Annotated in this window: 16 protein-coding genes and 1 pseudogene; 3 read left to right on the top strand and 14 right to left on the bottom strand. The window is 69.5% G+C overall.

Annotated features, from left to right (window positions below; genetic code table 11):
* Nucleotides 1-111: 111 nt before the first annotated feature.
* Nucleotides 112-1,473: a Pup--protein ligase gene (gene pafA, locus ACTWQF_RS11600; protein WP_209213255.1), complete on the bottom strand. Its 1,362-nt coding sequence runs from the start codon at nt 1,471-1,473 to the stop codon at nt 112-114.
* Between the two features lie 15 nt (nt 1,474-1,488).
* On the bottom strand, nt 1,489-2,877 hold the full coding sequence (locus ACTWQF_RS11595; RefSeq protein WP_443279153.1) for an MFS transporter: 1,389 nt from the start codon (nt 2,875-2,877) through the stop codon (nt 1,489-1,491).
* Between the two features lie 83 nt (nt 2,878-2,960).
* Between ACTWQF_RS11595 and ACTWQF_RS11590 the strand changes: the two genes are divergently transcribed.
* Nucleotides 2,961-4,058 carry a LacI family DNA-binding transcriptional regulator gene (locus ACTWQF_RS11590; protein ID WP_443279152.1) on the top strand — a complete coding sequence of 366 codons (1,098 nt, stop codon included), beginning with the start codon at nt 2,961-2,963 and terminating at the stop codon, nt 4,056-4,058.
* Between the two features lie 42 nt (nt 4,059-4,100).
* Here ACTWQF_RS11590 and prcA read toward each other — a convergent pair whose 3' ends face one another.
* The 9 genes and pseudogenes from prcA to ACTWQF_RS11545 form a co-directional block, all read right to left on the bottom strand.
* On the bottom strand, nt 4,101-4,850 hold the full coding sequence (gene prcA / locus ACTWQF_RS11585; RefSeq protein WP_443279150.1) for a proteasome subunit alpha: 750 nt from the start codon (nt 4,848-4,850) through the stop codon (nt 4,101-4,103).
* A gap of 34 nt (nt 4,851-4,884) precedes the next feature.
* Nucleotides 4,885-5,730 carry a proteasome subunit beta gene (gene prcB / locus ACTWQF_RS11580; RefSeq protein WP_443279149.1) on the bottom strand — a complete coding sequence of 282 codons (846 nt, stop codon included), beginning with the start codon at nt 5,728-5,730 and terminating at the stop codon, nt 4,885-4,887.
* A pseudogene (locus ACTWQF_RS11575) lies at nt 5,682-5,867 on the bottom strand (endonuclease domain-containing protein); the annotation flags it as partial. The pseudogene ACTWQF_RS11575 and the gene prcB, both read right to left, overlap by 49 nt.
* Nucleotides 5,868-6,037: 170 nt before the next feature.
* Entirely contained in the window at nt 6,038-6,256 is a 219-nt protein-coding gene (locus ACTWQF_RS11570; protein WP_443279147.1) for a ubiquitin-like protein Pup, read from the bottom strand.
* Between the two features lie 145 nt (nt 6,257-6,401).
* A complete protein-coding gene (gene dop, locus ACTWQF_RS11565) occupies nt 6,402-7,913 on the bottom strand; it encodes a depupylase/deamidase Dop (protein ID WP_443279146.1) in 1,512 nt (503 codons plus the stop codon).
* A 230-nt stretch (nt 7,914-8,143) separates the two neighbouring features.
* Entirely contained in the window at nt 8,144-9,910 is a 1,767-nt protein-coding gene (gene arc, locus ACTWQF_RS11560) for a proteasome ATPase (protein WP_443279144.1), read from the bottom strand.
* A 263-nt stretch (nt 9,911-10,173) separates the two neighbouring features.
* Complete coding sequence (locus ACTWQF_RS11555) at nt 10,174-10,731, bottom strand: hypothetical protein (protein ID WP_443279142.1); 558 nt, start codon at nt 10,729-10,731, stop codon at nt 10,174-10,176.
* A 319-nt stretch (nt 10,732-11,050) separates the two neighbouring features.
* Nucleotides 11,051-11,956 (bottom strand): tRNA (adenine-N1)-methyltransferase, encoded by a 906-nt coding sequence (locus ACTWQF_RS11550; RefSeq protein ID WP_443279140.1) that lies wholly within the window; start codon nt 11,954-11,956, stop codon nt 11,051-11,053.
* 169 nt (nt 11,957-12,125) lie between these two features.
* Complete coding sequence (locus ACTWQF_RS11545) at nt 12,126-13,418, bottom strand: site-2 protease family protein (RefSeq protein WP_443279138.1); 1,293 nt, start codon at nt 13,416-13,418, stop codon at nt 12,126-12,128.
* Between the two features lie 140 nt (nt 13,419-13,558).
* Between ACTWQF_RS11545 and ACTWQF_RS11540 the strand changes: the two genes are divergently transcribed.
* Nucleotides 13,559-14,482 (top strand): RecB family exonuclease, encoded by a 924-nt coding sequence (locus tag ACTWQF_RS11540; protein ID WP_443279137.1) that lies wholly within the window; start codon nt 13,559-13,561, stop codon nt 14,480-14,482.
* A gap of 42 nt (nt 14,483-14,524) precedes the next feature.
* Nucleotides 14,525-15,196 (top strand): response regulator, encoded by a 672-nt coding sequence (locus ACTWQF_RS11535; protein ID WP_443279136.1) that lies wholly within the window; start codon nt 14,525-14,527, stop codon nt 15,194-15,196.
* Nucleotides 15,197-15,245: 49 nt separating this feature from the next.
* Here the strand turns inward: ACTWQF_RS11535 and ACTWQF_RS11530 are convergent, their stop codons facing one another.
* From ACTWQF_RS11530 to metH, 3 genes are all read right to left on the bottom strand, one after another.
* Nucleotides 15,246-16,841 (bottom strand): ABC transporter substrate-binding protein, encoded by a 1,596-nt coding sequence (locus ACTWQF_RS11530; RefSeq protein WP_443279134.1) that lies wholly within the window; start codon nt 16,839-16,841, stop codon nt 15,246-15,248.
* A 404-nt stretch (nt 16,842-17,245) separates the two neighbouring features.
* Nucleotides 17,246-17,947: an HAD family hydrolase gene (locus ACTWQF_RS11525; RefSeq protein ID WP_443279133.1), complete on the bottom strand. Its 702-nt coding sequence runs from the start codon at nt 17,945-17,947 to the stop codon at nt 17,246-17,248.
* 154 nt (nt 17,948-18,101) lie between these two features.
* A complete protein-coding gene (gene metH / locus ACTWQF_RS11520) occupies nt 18,102-21,623 on the bottom strand; it encodes a methionine synthase (RefSeq protein ID WP_443279132.1) in 3,522 nt (1,173 codons plus the stop codon).
* Nucleotides 21,624-21,743: the final 120 nt, after the last annotated feature.

The raw sequence follows: 21,743 nt of genomic DNA, 5'->3' as shown, positions 1-21,743 counted from the left end.
GGTCAATCCACGCTGACGCGCACGCAGAAGGGCGGTCCCGGAAGCCCGGGACCGCCCTCGGCAAAGCCTTCGGACGCCGCGTCAGCTGATCGGTCGGATCCTCGTCAGAGGTCACATCCCTGCGATGAGTTTCTCCACCCGCTCGTCCACCGACCGGAACGGGTCCTTGCACAGCACCGTGCGCTGCGCCTGGTCGTTCAGCTTGAGATGCACCCAGTCGACGGTGAAGTCCCGGCGCTGCTCCTGAGCCCTGCGGATGAAGTCGCCGCGCAGCCGGGCCCGTGTCGTCTGCGGGGGCACCGACTTGCCCTCGAAAATCTTGACGTCGTTGCAGATACGGGCCGCCTTGCCGCTGCGCTCCAGCAGGTAGTAGAGACCGCGGCGCCGGTGGATGTCGTGGTACGCGAGGTCTATCTGCGCGATCCTCGGGTGCGACATCGTGATGTTGTTCTTGTTCCGGTACCGCTCGATGAGCTGGTACTTCATCACCCAGTCGATCTCGGTGTTGATCTTGTCCAGCTCCTGGGTGCGCACTGCCTCCAGGGCCCGTCCCCACAGCTCCAGCACCTGCTCGACCCGGCCGGTGCGGATGCCGCGCCGGTCGCAGAAGTCCAGCGCCTTGTCGAAGTACTCCTGCTGGACCTCCAGCGCGGACGCCTCCCGGCCGCTGGCCAGCCGCACCTTGCGCTGGCCCGTGATGTCGTGGCTGACCTCGCGGATCGCCCGGATCGGGTTCTCCAGCGTCAGGTCCCGCATCACCGTGCCGGCCTCGATCATGCGCAGCACCAGGTCGGTGGCGCCGACCTTGAGCAGCATCGTCGTCTCCGACATGTTCGAGTCGCCGACGATGACGTGCAGCCTGCGGTACCGCTCCGCGTCCGCATGCGGCTCGTCACGGGTGTTGATGATCGGGCGGGAGCGCGTCGTCGCGGAGCTGACGCCCTCCCAGATGTGCTCGGCACGCTGGCTGACGCAGTAGACGGCCCCGCGCGGGGTCTGCAACACCTTGCCCGCGCCGCACACCAGCTGCCGCGTCACGAGGAACGGGATGAGTACATCCGCCAGTCGGGAGAACTCCCCGTGCCGGGCCACCAGATAGTTCTCGTGACAGCCGTAGGAGTTGCCTGCCGAGTCGGTGTTGTTCTTGAAGAGATAGACGTCGCCCGCGATGCCCTCCTCGTGCAGTCGGCGTTCGGCGTCGACGAGCAGGCCCTCGAGAATGCGCTCACCCGACTTGTCGTGAGTGACCAGCTCGGTCACGCTGTCGCACTCCGGAGTGGCGTATTCCGGGTGCGAGCCCACGTCCAGATAGAGGCGCGCGCCGTTCCGCAGAAACACATTGCTGCTGCGGCCCCATGACACAACACGGCGGAAGAGGTACCGCGCCACCTCGTCGGGGGACAGCCGGCGCTGGCCCCGGAACGTACATGTGACGCCGTACTCGTTCTCCAGCCCGAAGATTCGGCGGTCCATGCCTGAACAGTACGCCTACGTGGAGGATCTGAAACCGGGTTCGGGAGAGCCGTTCCGATCAGTTTCCGCACCTGACGGGCGCCCCTGACGTTCGGTTCCGGTGTGCGGAAGGCCCGGCCGCGGCTCGCTCTCCCCGCCCGTCGGAGGCGACGCCGCTGCCACCGGTCCGGCGACGGGCTCCGCGGACGGCACCGTCGATCCCGCCACCACCCCGCCCCGCCCGGAGCCGTCCGGAGGCGCCAGGAACCGGCGCGCCGCCACGATGACGGCCAGCGCCGCGAGCCCGCCGGCCCCGGCCAGGCCGAAGCCCGCGCCCGTACCGCCCCACTCGATGACCGAGCCGACCGCGGCCGTCCCCGTTGCGGCCCCCACGCCGAACGTCGTCACCAGCCAGGAGAACGCCTCCGTCACCGTCCCCGACGGTGCGTGCCGGTCCACCACCACGAAGGCGCACGCCAGCGCCGGGGCCAGGAAGAGCCCGGAGAGGCCGCCCAGCACCACCATCACCGGTACCCCCGGCACCAGGGCCAGCGGCAGATTGCCCGCCGCGAACAGGCCCACCAGCACGCGCAGCCGCCCCTCGTGGCTGCCCGGCCAGCCCCGCGCCCCGTAGCCGACCCCGCCCACCAGGGCACCCGCACCCTGCGCCGCCAGCAGATAGGTGGAGATCAGCTTGTCGTCGTGGTCATCGGCGTAGGAGACCGCGGCCAGCGCGAAGGTGCCCAGCGCCAGCCCCACGAAGAAGAACGAGCCCAGCATCACCTTCAGCCCCGGCGAACGCAGCGCGCCCAGCCAATGCGGCTTACGGGGCGAGGACCGCCAGCGGCGCGAAGGGGGCGAGACGACCACCGAGAGGGCGCCCAGCACCCCCAGTGCGTTGACCACCAGCAGTGCCGCCGCCTCGCTCCATCCGGCGACCAGCAGCGTCACCAGCAACGGCCCCGCCGCGAACATCACTTCCTGGGCGACGGCATCCAGCGCGTACGCGCTGTGCACCTGCTCCTCGCGCCGCAGCACCGTCGGCCACAGCGCCCGCAACCCGCCCTCCAGCGGGGGCGTGAACAGGCCGAAGACCAGTACGCACGCATAGGCGAGCGGCAGCGAGCCGGTCCCCGCAAGCGCCAGCGTGGCCGCGCCGGCGGCGGAGACCACGGCGGCGGGCAGCATCACCCGCGGCTGCCCGTACAGGTCCACCAGCCGCCCCAGCATCGGCTGGCCGAACGCGGTGGCGAGGCCGTAGACCGCCGAGAGGGCGCCCGCCAGCGCCATGCTGCCGCCGTCGGAACGGATGAAGAGCGCGATGGCGATCGGCCCCGTGGCATTCGGCAGCCTGCCCACCAGCGTTCCCGCCAGCAGGCGCATCGCGTGTCTGGCCCGCAGCAGCTCGGCATAGCCCGTCGCCATCCGCCCCACCCCTCTCTAGTTTTACGTATAACGGCCTCGCCATACGTACCATGCCAAGGCAGCAGCGGTGAAGGAGTTTTTCCGTGCCAGGACAGCACGCATCAGCCGGCGGAGATCATGGCAGTGGAAACCGGGGCCGCAACCGGCCCACCGGCCACGACGTGGCCGGTGCCGCAGGCGTCTCGCAGGCCACCGTCTCGCTCGTGCTCGGCGGCAAATGGGAGGGCCGGGTCTCCGCCCGCACCGCCGAAGCCGTCCGCGCAGCGGCCCGCGAGCTCGGCTACCGCCCCAATCTCGCGGCCCGTACCCTGCGCCTGGGCCGCACCCGCACGGCACTGTTGGTCGTCCCCGCGCTCACCAACGACTTCTTCGCCAACGTCCACCGCGGGGCCGCCGAGGTCGCCGGGGAACACGACTTCGGGATCGTCCTCTACCCCTCACCCGAAGGCATCAACGCGGCCCCCGACCCCTTCGCCTCGGCCCGTACCGCGCTCGACGGCGTCATCGCCTCCTCCATGGCCCCCGAAGCCCTCGCGGCACTGCGCGGCGAAGGGCTGCCCCTGGTGATGCTGGACAGCGACGAGGGAGCCTGCGACGCCACCGTCAACGTCGATCTCGCCGACGGCATGCGGCAGGTGGTCGCCCATCTGCGGGAGCTGGGCCACCGCAGGATCGCCCATATCGCGGCCGACGTGGACTCCTGGACCTTCGAGATCCGGGCGCGGGCACTGCACGAGGAGCTGCACGCGAGCGGAGCCGCCCTGGTGCACACCGCACGCGGGCCACTGAGCGTGGCCGGCGGGCTGGAGGCGGCCACCCGGGCGCTGACGGCGGCTTACGGATCCCCCGCCGCGGACACCGCAGAAGGCAGGCCGACCGCACTCGTGTGCGACGACGACCTGCTCGCTGTCGGCGCGCTGAAGGCTGCGCGACGGCTCGGCCTGCGGGTGCCGGAGGAGGTGTCGGTGACCGGGCTCGACGATGTCGCCCTCGCCACCGCCGTGGAGCCCGAGCTGACGACCGTACGGTTGCCCGCCGAGCGGGTGGGGGCCGCAGGCATGCGGGCCCTGCTGGCCGTGCTGGACGGTCAGCAGGTGGAAGCAGTGCGATTGCCGGTGCGGTTGGTGGTACGCGGCTCGACCGGCCCCTGCCCCTCCAACGCGCTGCCGGTCTCCCCCTAGGACCCCCGCCCCTCGAACTGGCGCGGGGCGGGGTCCGGGGTCTTACTTCTCTTCGCCGCCCTCGGTCTCGTCCTTCGTGCTCTCCGGAGCCGGGGTCTCCTCCAGAAGGCGGGCCACCTGGCCGGCGGGGACGCGCTTGAACTTACGCCGCTGGGGGCGCTCCCGGTCCAGTACGGCGACCTCCAACTGCTCGGCGGTCAGTGTCCGTTCGCTGCCGTTGCTGTCCCGCTTGAGCGCCTCGACGGCAAGCTTCAGCGCCTCGCCCAGCGACATTCCCTCCCGGTGCCGCTGGTCCATGTAGCTGCCGATCTGGTCGGAGTTGCCACCGACGGCGACCGAGCCGTGCTCGTCCACGATCGAGCCGTCGTGCGGCAACCGGTAGATCTGGTCGTCCTCGGGGGCCGGGCCCACCTCGGCGACGATCAGCTCCACTTCGTAGGGCTTCTCCGCGTTCGCGGAGAAGATCGTGCCCAGCGTCTGGGCATAGACATTGGCAAGGCCGCGCGCCGTGACGTCCTCGCGGTCGTAGGTGTAGCCGCGCAGGTCGGCGTAGCGGACACCGCCGATGCGCAGGTTCTCGAACTCGTTGTACTTGCCGACTGCGGCGAAGGCGATCCGGTCGTAGATCTCGCTGACCTTGTGCAGTGCCCGAGAGGGGTTCTCGGCGACGAAAACGATGCCGTCCGCGTACTGCAACACGACCACGCTGCGTCCGCGCGCGATGCCCTTGCGGGCATACTCGGCGCGATCGGCCATTGCCTGCTGGGGTGACACATAGAACGGCGTCGACACCGGCTATCCGTCCCTTCCTGTCCGAATGAGTGCTCTAGGAGACGGGGGCCTGCGGCCCGTTGGGCAGCCGGAGGCGGCCGTCGTGCACCGTCTGCGCCAGCCCGGAGACCTCCTCCTCGCTCAGCCTGCGGTATCCGTCCTCGGTGATCGCCGCGACGATCGGGTAGATACGGCGCGTCATATCGGGACCGCCGGTGGCCGAGTCGTCGTCCGCCGCGTCGTAGAGCGCCTGGAGGACCACCGTGGCGGCCTGCTCCTCGGTCATCTCGTCGCGGTAGAGCTTCTTGAGCGAGCCGCGCGCGAAGACCGAACCGGAGCCGACTCCGGCGAAGCCCTGCTCCTCGGAACGGCCGCCCGTCACGTCGTAGGAGAAGATCCGGCCCTTGCCGCGGTCCAGATCGAACCCGGCGAACACCGGCACCACGGCGAGGCCCTGCATGGCCATGCCCAGGTTGCTGCGGATCATCGTGGAGAGGCGGTTGGCCTTGCCCTCCAGGGAGAGCGTGGACCCTTCCACCTTCTCGAAGTGCTCCAGCTCCAGCTGGAACAGCTTCACCATCTCCACCGCCAGACCCGCGGTGCCCGCGATGCCCACGGCGGAGTGCTCGTCGGTGGGGAACACCTTCTCGATGTCCCGCTGCGCGATGACGTTGCCCATCGTCGCCCGCCGGTCCCCGGCCAGCACCACGCCGCCGGCGAAGGTCACGGCCACGATCGTGGTCCCGTGCGGCGCCTGCACGGCACCCTCCACGGGCGGCAGCGGCCGGTTGCCCGGCAGCTGCTCCGGAGCGTGGTCGGACAGGAAATCCATGAAGGACGACGACCCTGGCGTCAGGAAGGCAGCAGGTAGACGCCCCGTGCTACGAGTTTCGGCTTCCACACGTTTCCTTCCACGTAGGCGGCGGCACGTCCAGGGACGTCCGCCCGGTCCTTGAACTTCCCCAGCGCGGCGTCCCGGCTGGAGTACGGTACGTCCCGGACCCTACCCGTCTCATGATCGTGGTCCACCTGCTCGGCCGGTTCCGCGTTCTGCGTTCCGCGGACTGCCGGTTCCGCATGCGCTACCGGACCCGGGACGGTTAGGGCGGACGCCGAACCGAACGTCGAGGAGCGCTTTTCGCCGCTCCTCGACGTGGCTCATCGCTTCGACTCCCCCTCGTTCGAGATCACTCGTTCACGAATGCGGACTACTGTCCACCCTTCTGAACGAAGGATCGTACGAAGTCCTCCGCGTTCTCCTCGAGGACGTCATCGATTTCGTCCAGCACCGAGTCCACGTCGTCCGAGAGCGCCTCCTGGCGCTCCTTGAGGTCCTCGGAGACCTGCGCGTCCTGGGTCTGCTCCTCGGTCTCCTCGGTGTGACGCGTGGACTTCTGCTGTCCGCCGCCGGTGTCCTTGGTCGCCATATCCCTCACCCCGCTCGGTTCGGTGGTGTACGCGGAACGTACAAGATCAGACCCTACAAGCCGGGACTGTCATCGGCTCCTTCGTTCTTACAACGTCCGGCAACCACCTCGATGATTCCCGGACCGCGGACCGAATAGCCGCGATTCAGCCGCCCGAAAGCACCTTCACCAGCTCTTCCGCGGTACGACAGCGGTCCAGCAGCTCCTTCACGTGGTTACGGGTACCCCGCAGCGGCTCAAGGGTCGGGACCCGCTGCAGAGAGTCACGGCCGGGGAGGTCGAAGATGACCGAGTCCCAGGAGGCGGCGGCCACGTCGTCGGCGTACTGCTCCAGACAGCGGCCGCGGAAGTAGGCGCGGGTGTCCTCCGGGGGCTTGAAGGCGGCCTCCTTGACCTCCTCCTCGGACAGCAGCCGCTGCATGCTCCCGCGGGAGACCAGTCGGTTGTAGAGGCCCTTGTCGGAGCGTACGTCCGCGTACTGGAGATCGACCAGGTGCAGCCGAGGGGCGTCCCAGTCGACTCCGTCGCGGCGGCGGTAGCCCTCCATCAGCTCGCGTTTGGCGACCCAGTCCAGCTCTCCTGCCAGGCTCATGGGGTCGTGTTCGAGCCGGCCCAGCACGTCCTCCCAGCGGGCCAGCACATCCTGAGTCTGCTCGTCCGCGTCGGCGCCCCAGCGCTCCTCCACGTATTTGCGGGCCAGCTCGAAGTACTCCATCTGGAGCTGTACCGCGGTGAGGGTGCGGCCGTTACGGAGGGTGATCAGCCGTTCGAGTGTCGGATCGTGGGAGACCTGATGCAGGGTGCGGACGGGCTGGTCGACGGCGAGATCGACGGCGATGAAGCCGTCCTCGATCATGGACAGGACCAGCGAGGTCGTGCCCAGCTTGAGGTAGGTGGAGACCTCCGAGAGGTTGGCGTCCCCGATGATCACATGCAGCCGCCGGTACTTCTCGGCGTCCGCGTGCGGCTCGTCACGGGTGTTGATGATGGGCCGCTTGAGCGTGGTCTCCAGCCCGACCTCGACCTCGAAGTAGTCGGCGCGCTGGCTCAGCTGGAACCCGTGCTCGCTGCCGTCCTGCCCCAGTCCCACCCGTCCCGCTCCGCACACGACCTGCCGGGAGACGAAGAAAGGGGTCAGATGCCGCACGATCTCCGAGAACGGGGTCTCCCGCTTCATCAGATAGTTCTCGTGCGTGCCGTAGGAGGCGCCCTTGTTGTCGGTGTTGTTCTTGTAGAGGTGGATCGGGCTGGTGCCGGGGACCTCGGCCGCGCGCTCGGCGGCCTCGGCCATGATCCGCTCGCCCGCCTTGTCCCACAGCACGGCGTCCCGCGGGTTGGTGACCTCGGGGGCGCTGTACTCGGGGTGGGCGTGGTCGACGTAGAGCCGGGCTCCGTTGGTGAGGATGACGTTGGCCAGGCCGATGTCCTCGTCCGTCAGCTGGCTGGCGTCGGCCGACTCACGAGCCAGATCGAAGCCGCGGGCGTCCCGCAGCGGGTTCTCCTCCTCGAAGTCCCAGCGGGCGCGGCGCGCCCGGTGCATCGCGGCCGCGTAGGCGTTGACGACCTGGGACGAGGTGAGCATGGCATTGGCGTTGGGGTGGCCGGGCACGGAAATGCCGTACTCGGTCTCGATGCCCATTACGCGCCGTACGGTCATGCTGCCCTCCTCGCTGACGGCGGCCCGCCGGTGGACCACCGTTCAAGTCCCGCTGCGCATCCGTCCCGTGTGCGGCCCCCTCCTGCGCACTGCGCGTCGCGGCGGTAGGGAAGAGCCTATGACGCACGGAGTGGAGTGGGGAGATCACTCTGCGGACTTCCTTGATGCTCCGGGAAACAATCCGGCTGCGGGTACCCCGGGCGGGGACCCGCAGCCGGAATCGGTCCTCGTTACAGGTACTGACCGGTGTTGGCGACGGTGTCGATGGAACGACCGGTGTCCGCTCCCTGCTTGCCGGTGACGAGGGTGCGGATGTACACGATCCGCTCGCCCTTCTTGCCGGAGATGCGGGCCCAGTCGTCCGGGTTGGTGGTGTTGGGCAGGTCCTCGTTCTCCTTGAACTCGTCCACGCAGGCCGACAGGAGATGGGAGACGCGCAGACCCTTCTGGTTGTGGTCCAGGTACGCCTTGATGGCCATCTTCTTGGCCCGGCCGACGATGTTCTCGATCATGGCGCCGGAGTTGAAGTCCTTGAAGTAGAGGACTTCCTTGTCACCGTTGGCGTAGGTGACCTCGAGGAAGCGGTTCTCCTCCGATTCCGCGTACATCTGCTCCACGACCGACTGGATCATGGCGTCGCAGGCGGCCTCCACATTGCCGCCGTGCTCCGCGACATCGTCCGGGTGGAGCGGCAGGTTCGGGGTGAGGTACTTGGAGAAGATGTCCTTGGCCGCCTCGGCGTCCGGGCGCTCGATCTTGATCTTCACGTCCAGCCGGCCGGGACGCAGGATCGCCGGGTCGATCATGTCCTCGCGGTTCGAGGCGCCGATGACGATGACGTTCTCCAGGCCCTCCACGCCGTCAATCTCGGAGAGCAGCTGCGGGACGATGGTGTTCTCCACGTCCGAGCTTACGCCCGAGCCACGGGTGCGGAAGAGGGAGTCCATCTCGTCGAAGAAGACGATGACCGGTGTGCCCTCGCTGGCCTTCTCCCGGGCCCGCTGGAAGACGAGCCGGATGTGCCGCTCGGTCTCGCCCACGTACTTGTTGAGCAGCTCGGGGCCCTTGATGTTGAGGAAGTAGCTCTTCCCCTGGGGCAAGCCGGTGACCTCGGCGACCTTCTTGGCCAGCGAGTTGGCCACCGCCTTGGCGATCAGCGTCTTGCCGCAGCCGGGCGGGCCGTAGAGCAGCACACCCTTGGGCGGGCGCAGTTCGTGCTCCCGGAAGAGGTCCGGGTACAGATACGGGAGCTCGACGGCGTCCCTGATCTGCTCGATCTGTCCGCCGAGGCCACCGATCTTGGTGTAGTCGATGTCGGGGACCTCTTCGAGGACCAGTTCCTCGACCTCGCTCTTGGGCACGACCTCGAAGACGTAGCCGGAGCGGCTCTCCAGCAGCAGGGCGTCACCGGCCCGCAGCGTGGTGTTCAGCAGCGGCTCGGCGAGCCGTACGACGCGCTCCTCGTCGGTGTGGCCGACGACCAGCGCTCGCTCTCCGTCGTCGAGTACTTCCTTGAGGGTGACGATGTCACCCGCGCGCTCGAACTCCATGGCCTCGACCACGTTGAGCGCCTCGTTCAACATGAGCTCCTGGCCGCGCTGGAGCGACTGGAGGTCGACGTTGGGGCTGACGTTCACCCGGAGTTTTCTGCCTCCGGTGAAGATGTCGGCCGTGTCGTCCTCGTTGGCCTGCAGGAAGACTCCGAAGCCCGCCGGTGGCTGGGCGAGCCTGTCGACCTCTTCCTTGAGGGCCACGATCTGGTCACGCGCCTCGCGGAGCGTGTTGGAGAGCCGCTCGTTCTGGGCGGATACACCGGCCAGGTTGGTCTGCAGCTCGACGATCCGCTCCTCGAGAATACGAGTGTGCCGCGGAGAGTCGGCGAGCTTGCGGCGCAGGACGGCGATTTCCTGCTCAAGGTAGGCGATCTGGCCGGACGGGTCTTCGGAACCCCGACCGGGCCGGATGCCGCGGTTGGTGTCGTCGTCGTGGGCTGCCACGGTCCTCACCTCCTCCAGGGGGAGCTGGACGCTTCGACCCTACCTGGGCCGGTGCGGGTTGAAACCCCTAGATCACAAAGACGGTCGGGGTGTGTCCGATCTTCACCCTTGCGCACTCCCTCAGGACAGGGAATACCCACCCACAACCATCTGAAAGCGACCGGTTGTGGTGCCGAGACGTTCAACACCCTTCAAGTGCCGCACTATTTCGTCCCGAGCCGGTGTCGAGGCGGCGGGTCCGTACCGGGCCGCAGGCGGGCCCGTCAGACGCTGACGCCACCGCCCGCGACCGGCCCTGGACGCAGGGCGAACTTCCCCTGGCGCCACTCCCACTTGACCGTGCGTCGCTTGTCGGGGCAGCAGCGCGGCACGTTTGCCGAGGAGTAGCCGAGGAGGGTCGCGGAGATGGTGGTGCCCCGCACCGCGAGGTCCTGGACCGACATCCTCTCCCGGTGCTCGACGAGGGTGGCGGCGATCCGCGGTCGCCCGCTCTGTGCGGTGCCGGAGAGTACGAAGACCGCGCTGGGCGGGGTGCCCCCGCGCGCCTGGCAGCGGACGACCGCGACTGTTTCCGCGGTGCCGTCGCCGTCGAAGTCGGCGGCGGCCTTGTCGAGTACGTCGATGCCGGCCCCGGACGGACCGCAGTCCAGCGGGTAGCGGGCGCGGTCCGGGTCGGGGGCCTGACCGGAGGCGCCCGTGGCGGGTGCTGGGGTGGCGGTGGCGGGTTGCAGGAGGGCCGTGCCGCCGAGCACGGCGGCGAGGGCTGCGGCGGTGGCGAGCCAGTGGACGGCGCGGGTGCGGGTGTGCGGCAGTTCCGTCACTCGGGGTGACTCCTGTGCGGGACGAGACGAACGCGGAGTGCTACGCATCGTGCCATAGGTCACACTGCCGCGGAACGGCGGGGGCCGCTCTGCGGAGTCCTCGCCACGGGGGCCCGCCCGGGCCAACGGCGCTGCCCCACACCCGGGTTCGCCCGGGGCGGGGCAGCGTGTCGTTCCGGAGCGGCGAGAAGTGGCGGGCCTTCTGTCCGCGGCAGGGCCTTCTGTCCGCCGCGACGGCGAACGACTACCGACGGGAGAGTGCGGCGGCGGTTGCGGCGGGGGCGGCCACCGCGTTCGGCCGGGACCGCGGCGGTCGGCGCTACGCCCGGCCGCCGCCGGACTGGCTGCCGGGGCCCGTGTAGTCCTCGCCGTAAGCGCCCTTGGCGGGCCGGCGGCGGCGCAGCGGCGGCTCGACGCCGTCGGCCAGCCGACGCGCGGTGAGCAGGAAGCCGGTGTGGCCGATCATGCGATGGTCGGGGCGGACGGCGAGACCCTCGATGTGCCAGTTGCGCACCATCGTCTCCCACGCCTGCGGCTCGTTGAAGGTCCCGAACTCGCGGATCGACTCGACCATGCGCGCCAGCTGCGTGGTGGTGGCGACGTAGGCACACAGGATGCCGCCGGGCACCAGGGCCTTGGAGACGGCCTCCAGGCACTCCCAGGGGGCGAGCATGTCGAGGATGACGCGGTCCACGTCGCTGTCGGTGAGGTTGTCCTGGAGGTCACCGACGGTCAGCGTCCAGGCCGGGTGGGGGCTGCCGAAGTAGCGCTCCACGTTCTGCTGGGCGATGTCGGCGAAATCGGCACGGCGCTCGTAGGAGTGGAGCATGCCCTGGTCGCCGATGGCGCGGAGCAGAAAGGTGCTCAGCGATCCGGAGCCGACCCCCGCCTCGACGACACGCGCGCCAGGGAAGATGTCGGCCATGGCGAGCACCTGTCCGGCGTCCTTGGGATAGACGACGGCGGCTCCCCGCGGCATGGACAGGACGTAGTCGGGGAGCAGTGGACGCAGCGCGAGGTAGGCGACGTTTCCGGTGGTACGGACGACACTCCCCTCGGGCGCACCGATCAGCTCGTCATGGGGGAAGGCTCCCTTGTGGGTGTGGAAGCTCTTTCCCTCTTCGAGGGTGATCGTGTAGTGGCGTCCCTTGGGGTCGGTGAGCTGGACCTGGTCCCCGACCTTGAAGGGCCCGCGACGGCGGGCGGCACCGGTCGGTTCGGACATACGCACAGCCTAGCCGGTCCGCGGAGGCGGCTACGCCGTGCCCGGCGGATCTTGCCCCGCCCCTCCGTTGTGCCGGTAAGGGGTGCCCTGGCCGATGCGCGCAGGCGGCGGGGACGCGGGGAATTGCGCGACCGGGGAGCGTCGGTGCGTAAGAGGCGCCGGACAAGCCCTAGCCGGTGGGCTTGGCGCTGTCGCCGTCCTGGTCCGGGCGCTTGGACATGGCCTCGACGAAGGCGCGCTCGACGTCCGCGGTGGACAGCACCCCGTAGATCTCGCCGGTCTCCTCCACCACCAGATATTCGGTGGCGGGGGTGGCCCGCAGCCACTCCAGCAGGTCCTCCCCGGCCAGCTCGGCGGGGACCCGCATGCCCTCCTTCAGGTCCTGCGCGAGGGTGCTGACCGCGACCCAGGGGCGGCGGTGCTCGGGTACGGAGGCGATGGCGGCCTCCCGCACCAGGGAGAGCGGGTCGCCCTTGCCGTCGACGACGACCAGGCCGCGGGCACCCGCGGTGTTGGCCCGGCGCAGGGCCTCGGAGAGGGGGGTGTCGGTCTCGACGGGGACGGCACGGCGGGTCAGCGTACGGGCGCGCAGCTCGGGCAGGCGTTCGCGCAGCCTGGCCATCCGCAGGCTGTTGCCGGCACCGGTCCAGATGATGGCGGCCAGGATCGCGGCGAGCAGCGCGTCGGTGAGGGAGTCCACGCCGCTGACGCTGCCCCGGGCCAGGCCGCCCGCGTGGGTGGCCAGCGGGAGGCCGATCAGCACGGTGACGGCCAGCGCCCGGCCCACCCAGGCGGCGGCCACGGTGCCGGTCATCGGTTTGCCGCTGATCTTCCAGACGACGGCGCGCAGCATCCGGCCGCCGTCCAGCGGGAGGCCGGGCAGCAGATTGAAGGCGGCGACGATGAGGTTGGAGATCATCAGTCCGGCGAGCAGGACGCCGGGGACGGTGCGGGGCTCGACAGCGAGCATCGCGGCGTAGAAGACGCCGGCCAGGGCGAGGGAGAACAGCGGGCCCACGAAGGCCAGGACGAACTCGCGGCCGGGGGTCTCGGACTCCTTCTCGATCTCGGAGACGCCGCCGAAGAACTGGAGCTGGATTCGGCGCACCGGCAGTTTGAACCGGAGCGCGGCGACCGTGTGGGCGAGCTCGTGGACGAGGACGGAGGCGTAGAAGGCGACGGCGAAGAAGAGCGCGATCAGATAGCGGACCGCGCCCAGCTCGGGCAGTACGCGGTCGAGCTGTCCGCCGAAGACCCAGGTGATCAGGATCGCGACGAGGAACCAGGACGGGGCGACATAGACGGGGACACCGAACGGACGGCCCATCAGGATGCCGCCGCCCGGCGTGTTGGGGCGTACGGGTTTGCCGGGAACCGGCCGACGGCGCTTCGGCTCTTGGGGGCCGTTCCCCTCGCCGGAGCCGCCGGACCGCGGCTTCCCGTCGTTGTCCTCGTCCGCCACGGGTTCCCCTCTGCTGCTTCCCTCGCGCCCCGCTGCGCCGCGCGGCTGAATCAGCCTCGGGTTGGCGATCACCCGACGCGAGGGGTCTGCCGTCGATGGTAAGTGTCCGCTGTCAGTGGTGGGCCGTAGGGTCTTACCCCATGAAAACCAGCGCGGCCACACCGCCGACCTCGCTGTCGCCCTCCCGGGCGGGGGACTTCATGCAGTGCCCGCTGCTCTACCGCTTCCGGGTGATCGACAAACTGCCGGAGAAGCCTTCGGCCGCCGCCACCCGGGGGACGGTGGTGCATGCGGTGCTGGAGAGACTCTTCGACGCTCCGGCCCCGGAGCGCAGCGCGCGGCGGGCGCGGGCCATGGTGGCCGGGGAGTGGGAGCGGCTGCTGGCCAAGCGTCCGGAGCTGGCCGAGCTGTTCGCGGAGGACACCTCGGACGGCGCCCAGTTGGCGCAGTGGCTGGCGGAGGCCGAGGCGCTGGTGGAGCGGTGGTTCACCTTGGAGGACCCCACCCGGTTGGAGCCCGCGGAGCGCGAGCTGTTCGTGGAGGCGCGGCTGGATTCGGGGCTGCGGCTGCGCGGGATCATCGACCGGGTGGACGTGGCCCCCACCGGTGAGGTGCGGATCGTCGACTACAAGACGGGCAAGGCGCCGCGCCCCGAGTACACCGAGGGTCCGCTGTTCCAGATGAAGTTCTACGCCCTGGTGCTGTGGCGGCTGCGCGGGGTGGTGCCCCGGCGGTTGCAGCTGGTCTTCCTGGGCAGCGGCGACGTCCTCACCTACGACCCGGACGAGCGCGATCTGCTGGCCACCGAGCGCAAGCTGCTGGCGCTGTGGGACGCGATCGAACGTGCGATGGAGACGGGCGACTGGCGCCCCAAGCCGAGCAAGCTGTGCGGCTGGTGCGACCACCAGGCGCACTGCCCCGAGTTCGGCGGCACTCCCCCGCCGTATCCGCTGATGATCCAGCCCCGGCTGCCCGAGCCGCGAGGTGCGGAGCCGGAATCCGGGTCGGAACCGGGGCCGGCTTCCGAGTCGGAAGGGGCAACGGGCAACAGAGCCGGGGGCTGAGTGAGAATGGGGCGACCGTTGCCGTCCCCCTGAGGAGTTCCCGTGGCAATCCGCGTACTGCTGGTCGACGACCAGCCGCTACTGCGCACCGGCTTCCGGATGATTCTGGAGGCCGAGCAGGATCTGGCGGTGGTCGGTGAGGCAGGTGACGGTCTGCAGGCGCTGGACCAGGTGCGGGCGCTGCAGCCCGACGTGGTGCTGATGGACATCCGCATGCCTCGGATGGACGGTGTGGAGGCGACCCGCCGGATCACCGGCCCCGCCAAGGACGGCCCGGCGAAGGTGCTGGTGCTCACCACCTTCGACCTGGACGAGTACGTGGTGGAGGCGCTGCGGGCCGGGGCCAGCGGGTTCCTGCTGAAGGACGCGCCCGCCGGTGAGCTGGTGCAGGCCATCCGGGTGGTGGCGGCGGGCGAGGCCATGCTGGCACCGAGCATCACCCGCCGGCTGCTGGACAAGTACGCGGGCAGGCTGCCCTCGGGCGAGGAGCCGGTGCCGGACACGCTGCACCAGCTGACCGAGCGTGAGGTTGAAGTGCTGAAGCTGGTGGCGCGCGGGCTGTCGAACGCGGAGATCGCGGCGGACCTGTTCGTGAGCGAGACGACGGTCAAGACGCATGTCGGCCATGTGCTGACCAAATTGGGGCTGCGCGACCGGGTGCAGGCGGCGGTGTACGCGTACGAGAGCGGGCTCGTCCGGCCCGGGTCTTCGTAAGAGCCGGCCCCTTCCCCGCCGCAGCGGCGGGGAATCACCGCCCCGAGGGTCAGCCGTCCTGCCCGCGGCCCAGCTCCCACAGTTGGAGTACCGATGAGGAGTTGAGGGCCCATTCGACGCCGGTGACGTCGTCGCGCGCCGCGAGGTACTGGTTGCCCTGCCAGAGAGGGAGCACCGGGACGTCCTCGGCGGCGATGTCCTGGGCGCGGCCGAAGGTGCCGGCGGTGGCGGCGCGTTGGGTCTGGCGGCGGGTCTGCGGGACCAGTTCGTCGCGGATCTCGCGGTTGGTGTACGGCGAGCCGAGGAAGTTGTCCTTCTCGAAGAAGGGGGCGACGAAGTTGTCCGCATCGGGGAAGTCCGGGTACCAGCCGTAGCCCCAGACCTGGTACTTGCCGTCGGTGGCCGCGGGGCGGAACCGGTCCCACTTGACGCCCTTGGTCCGCACGTCGAAGAGACCGCTGTCGTTGAGCTGCTGCTTCAGGACGGCGAACTCCTTGGCGGTGGCGTCGCCGTAGTGGTCGGTGGTGTAGGTGAGGGTGAGCTTGACGGGCTTGTCGATGCCGGCCTTGCGCAGGGTGCGCTCGGCCGCCTCCTTGCTGGGGTCGCCGTACTTGTTGAAGAACGAGTTGCGGTGGGCCGGCAGCCCGGCGGGCACGATGCTGTAGAGCGGCTCGGTGCTGCGGTCGTAGGCGTCCCGCACGATCTTCTTGCGGTCGACGAGCTGGGCCATGGCCTGGCGGACGGCCTTCTTGCCCGCGGTGTCGTCGTCGGTGTCGAAGGCGAGGTAGCGGATCTCCTGACCGGGCTGCTCGACCAGCTCGATGCCGTTGCCCTGGGCCTCGTCGAGCCGGCCGACCTGGCTGGGCGAGATGGTCCGGCCCATGACATCGATGTCGCCCGCCTTGAGCGCCTTCTCCATGCCTGTGGCGCCGTCGAAGAAGCGCAGCTCGATCTTGCTGTTCTGCAGCTTCAGCGCGCCGTTGTAGTGCGGGTTCTTGGTGAGGACCGCGGACTTGGCGTCGATGCTGTCGAGGGCGTAGGGGCCCGAGCCGGTCAGCCGGCCGCCCTTGGTGAGGGAGTCGGCCGGATAGGTCTCGGAGTCGACTATGGCGGCGGCCGGGGTGGTCAGCTTGTACGGGAAGGTCGCGTCGGGCTTCTTGAGGTGGAAGACGATCCGGTTCTTCCCGTTGGCCTCGACACGGTCGAGGTTGCTGAAGAGGACTGCGGGGCCGCCCTTGTGGTTGATGCGCTTGAGGCGCCGCAGGGAGAACTCGACGTCCTCGGCGTCCAGCGCGTGCCCGTTGGAGAAGGTCTGCCCCTTGCGCAGGGTGCAGCGATACTGCTCGTTCGCCGCATCGGTGAAGCCGCACTTGGCGGCGGCGTCCCGCACCGGGGAGGTGCCGGCGCGCGGGAGGCGCAGGAGCGTCTGGAAGGTGTTGCGCATGACGCCCCAGGCCGCGACGTCGTACGCCGCCGCCGGGTCGAACGGGGCCGGCGCGTTCTTGCCGACCGCGAAGTGGTCCGTCGTACCGACGACGATCGCATCGCCGCCGGCGCTTCCGCCCTTCTCGGTCCCGCACCCGGCGAGAAGCGGCGTGAGCAGCCCGGCGGCGAGCACCGGCAGCGCCACAGTTCTACGGTTCATGGTCGACGATCTCCTCGGCCGGCCAGGGTTTGCTGCAGGGGTGGAATGGCCGGTACACCGACATTAATGGTCTACTCCGGTCACTTCCGAAGCGCAGGCCACGGAGCCGGTTTCACGGACAGAAACCACGAGCTTTCTGTCCGCTATCCGGACGCTGGAACGATCTCCGCGTCGTTCTACCAATGCGGACATAACGGAAGGACATTTTCCCCACCAGCACCAGGGGAACCACACGTCACCCGCGCCGTCGAGAGGGCTGTGCGTGACGAACGTCACTGGACCAATCTGCGCACCGGACACCGGAGTTCAACGTTTTGCACCACCCGCAGAAGCGGATTTCCCGGGCCGGGACAGCGCATTTCCCGTGTCCCGTCAGAATCGAATCCGGTACGGAAGTGAGCGCTTCAACGCGTGACCATGATCCGCGAACGCAGGAATTCGAGATCGACTTCTTCCAGTGAACTCACAATGGTGCGACCGGACTTGGGCTTGATCGGCGCAATGGACGGCACGGCCACGACATGACACCCGGCGGCCTCGGCAGCGGCGACACCGGTGGCGGTGTCCTCCAGCACGGCGCAGCGCGCCGGGTCGGCACCCAGCCGGCGCGCAGCGGTCAGATACGGGTCCGGGTGCGGCTTGGTGCGGGCCAGTTCGTCACCGGCGACCGTGAAGGCGAAGTTCTCGCGGCCGATCCAGGTGAGCATGCGGTCCACGACGGTGCGGTGCGAGGCGGAGACGAGCGCTGCGGGGATCCGGTGCGCCGACAGCTCCGCCAGCAGGCGGCGGGCGCCGGGCATCAGCGGGACGCCGCGCTCCAGCCGCTCGATGAACTTGGCGTTCAGCAGCACGCTCAGCTCTTCCAGACCGATATCGGCGGCCGTGGCCTCGATCAGAAAGCCTGCGCTGCGCGACATGGGCCCGCCGACCACCACGGTGCGCCACTCGTCGCGCAGCTCGTGTCCCAGCTCGGCGAAGACCTCGACCTCCGCGTCCCACCAGAAGTCCTCGGTGTCGACCAGGGTGCCGTCCATGTCCAGCAGCACGGCCTGGAGCGCGGGCTCCTCACCCGTCAGAGTGGTGACGGCGGGGGATGGATCGGCCATCGCAGCACCTCCTTGAAAGACGACTCCGAAGGGACGACAAGGCCGGCCGCCCCCTCCCGCCGGAACCCCGCGGAATCCCTGTGGACTCCGGCGGAACCCCGGCGGAAGGGGACGACCGGCCTGTACCGGACCGATCAGTGTATGACCTCTACCCTCATCGGGCGTTGAAATACTTGGCCTCGGGGTGGTGCAGCACGATCGCGTCGGTCGACTGTTCGGGGTGCAGCTGGAACTCCTCGGACAGCTCGACGCCGATCCGCTCGGGCCGCAGCAGCTCGGCGATCTTGGCGCGGTCCTCCAGATTGGGGCAGGCGCCGTAGCCCAGGGAGAAGCGCGCTCCCCGGTACTTCAGATCGAACATGCCCTGCATCTGGTCAGGGTCCTCGGCCGAGAATCCGAGTTCGCCGCGGACCCGGGCGTGCCAGTACTCGGCCAGCGCCTCGGCGAGCTGCACGGAGAGGCCGTGCAGCTCCAGGTAGTCGCGGTAGGCGTCGCCCGCGAACAGCTCGGCGGTCTTCTCGCCGATCTTCGAGCCGACGGTGACCACCTGCAGCCCGACCACGTCCGTCTCGCCCGAGTCCTCCGGGCGGAAGAAATCGGCCAGACACAGCCGGCGGCCGCGCCGCTGGCGGGGGAAGGTGAAGCGGGTGCGCTCGTTGCCCTGCTCGTCCAGCAGGATCAGATCGTCGCCCTTGGAGTAGCAGGGGAAGTAGCCGTAGACGGCGGACGCCTCCAGCAGGTTCTCCGTCTGCAGCCGCTCCAGCCAGCCGCGCAGCCGCGGCCGGCCCTCGGTCTCCACCAGCTCCTCGTAGGAGGGGCCGTCGCCCTTGCGGGCCTCCTTGAGCCCCCACTGGCCCTTGAACAGGGCGCCTTCGTCGAGCCAGGAGGCGTAGTCCTGCTGCTGCAGGCCCTTGACGACGCGGGTCCCCCAGAAGGGCGGCTCCGGGACGGGGTTGTCGACCGCCACATCGGACCGGACGGAGCCGTCGTTGACCTCCGGCTCGGGGATGTCGAGGTCCCGCTTGGGCACCCGGCGCTGCTTGAGCTCGGGCAGCTTGGCGCCGGGGACGCCGCGCTTGACGTCCATCAGGGCGTCCATGAGGCTCAGCCCCTCGAAGGCGTCCTTGGCGTAGCGGACCTCGCCCTCGTAGATCTCGTGCAGATCCTGTTCGACGTAGGCCCGGGTGAGCGCGGCGCCGCCGAGGATGACCGGGAAGTCGGTCGCCATCTTGCGCTGGTTGAGCTCCTCCAGGTTCTCCTTCATGATCACCGTGGACTTCACCAGCAGCCCGGACATGCCGATCACATCAGCGCGGTGTTCGGCCGCTGCCTCCAGGATGGCGCTCACCGGCTGTTTGATGCCGAGGTTGACGACCTGGTAGCCGTTGTTGGACAGGATGATGTCGACCAGGTTCTTACCGATGTCGTGGACGTCGCCGCGCACCGTGGCCAGCACGATCGTGCCCTTGCCCTCGGCGTCCTCGGCCTTCTCCATGTGCGGTTCGAGGTAGGCCACGGCGGCCTTCATCACCTCGGCCGACTGGAGCACGAACGGCAGCTGCATCTGGCCGGAGCCGAACAGCTCACCGACGACCTTCATGCCCGCCAGCAGCGTGTCGTTGACGATGTCGAGCGCGGGCCGCTCCTGAAGCGCCTCCTCCAGGTCGGCCTCCAGGCCGTTGCGCTCGCCGTCGATGATGCGGCGCTGGAGGCGCTCCTCCAGCGGGAGGGCCGCCAGCTCCTCGGCCTTGCCGGCCTTCATCGACTTGGCGGTGGCGCCCTCGAACAGCTCCATCAGCTTCTGCAGCGGGTCGTAGCCCTCGCGGCGCCGATCGTAGATCAGATCGCGGGCCACCTCGACCTGTTCGTCGTCGAAGCGCGCGATCGGCAGGATCTTGCTGGCATGCACGATCGCGGAGTCCAGTCCCGCCTTGACGCACTCGTCGAGGAAGACGGAGTTGAGCACGATCCGCGCGGCCGGGTTCAGGCCGAAGGAGATGTTCGAGAGGCCCAGCACGGTCTGTACGTCGGGGTGCTTCTGCTTGAGCAGCCGGATGGCCTCGATCGTGTTGATGCCGTCCTTGCGGGACTCCTCCTGACCGGTGCAGATGGTGAAGGTGAGGACGTCGATGAGGATGTCCGACTCGTGGATGCCGTAGTTGCCGGTCAGTTCCGCGATGAGGCGTTCGGCGATGGCGACCTTGTGCTCGGCGGTACGGGCCTGGCCCTCCTCGTCGATGGTCAGCGCGATGAGCGCGGCGCCGTGCTCGGCCGCCAGCTCGGTGACCTTCGCGAAGCGGGAGTCGGGGCCGTCCCCGTCCTCGTAGTTGACGGAGTTGATGACGGCCCGGCCGCCCAGCTTCTCCAGCCCGGCCTGGATGACGGCGATCTCGGTGGAGTCCAGCACGATGGGCAGCGTGGAGGCTGTGGCCAGCCGTCCGGCCAGCTCCGTCATGTCGGCGACGCCGTCGCGGCCGACGTAGTCGACACACAGGTCGAGCATGTGGGCGCCCTCGCGGATCTGCTCGCGGGCCAGCTCGACGCAGTCCTCCCAGCGCTCGTCCAGCATCGCCTCGCGGAACTTCTTCGACCCGTTGGCGTTGGTCCGCTCCCCGATGGCCAGGTACGAGGTGTCCTGGCGGAAGGGCACCGCCTGGTAGAGGGAGGCCGCCGCCGGCTCCGGCTGCGGCTCCCGCGGGGCGGGCGCACGGCCGCGCACCCGCTCCACCAGCTGCCGCAGGTGCTCGGGCGTCGTACCGCAGCAGCCGCCCACCAGGGAGAGGCCGTAGTCGCGGACGAAGGTGTCGTGCGCGTCCGCCAGCTCCTGCGGGGTGAGCGGGTAGTGGGCGCCGTTCTTGCCCAGCACCGGCAGACCGGCGTTCGGCATGCACGACAGCGGGACGCGGGAGTGCTGGGCCAGATAGCGCAGGTGCTCGCTCATCTCGGCGGGACCGGTCGCGCAGTTCAGGCCGATCATGTCGATGCCCAGCGGCTCCAGGGCCGCGAGCGCCGCGCCGATCTCGGAGCCGAGCAGCATCGTGCCGGTCGTCTCGACGGTGACCGAGCACAGCAGCGGCAGGTCCACGCCCGCCGCCTCCATCGCGCGGCGGGCGCCGATGACGGAGGCCTTGGTCTGGAGGAGGTCCTGAGTGGTCTCCACCAGCAGCGCATCGGCGCCGCCCGCGATCATGCCCTCGGCGTTCTGCTGGTAGGCGTCCCGCAGCGTGGCGTACGGGGCGTGGCCGAGGGTCGGCAGCTTGGTGCCCGGGCCCATCGAGCCCAGCACCCAGCGCATCCGGCCGTCCTCGGCCTCGAACTCATCGGCGACGTCGCGGGCGATGCGTACGCCGGTCTCGGAAAGCTCGAAGATGCGGTCGGTGATCTCGTACTCCCCCAGCGCCGCGTGGTTGGCGCCGAAGGTGTTGGTCTCCACACAGTCCACGCCGGCGGCGAAGTACTCCTCGTGCACGGTGCGGATGATGTCGGGGCGGGTCACGTTCAGGATCTCGTTGCAGCCCTCCAGCTGCTCAAAATCCTCCAGCGTCGGGTCCTGCGCCTGGATCATCGTCCCCATCGCGCCGTCGGCGACGACTACCCGGGAGGCCAGCGCCTGGCGAAGCGCGTCGGCCCGGGTGGGGGACGAGGATGCGGTCGTGCTGCTCGGCGACGAGGCCATGGAAGAAGCTCCCTGGGATGCGACGGCTGTCGGCTTTGCGCGCCAGTACGGCAGCGCATCCGGTCAGCGTAGCGGGCGGACGCAAGAGTGCCGGTCGACATTCCGACCATCGGACACTCC

Origin of the sequence: Streptomyces sp. 8N114 (genome assembly GCF_052245835.1) — a bacterium.
Lineage (GTDB): Bacteria > Actinomycetota > Actinomycetes > Streptomycetales > Streptomycetaceae > Streptomyces.
Note: the sequence above shows the minus strand (reverse complement) of the source record. Positions and strands in the feature narration are given on the sequence as shown.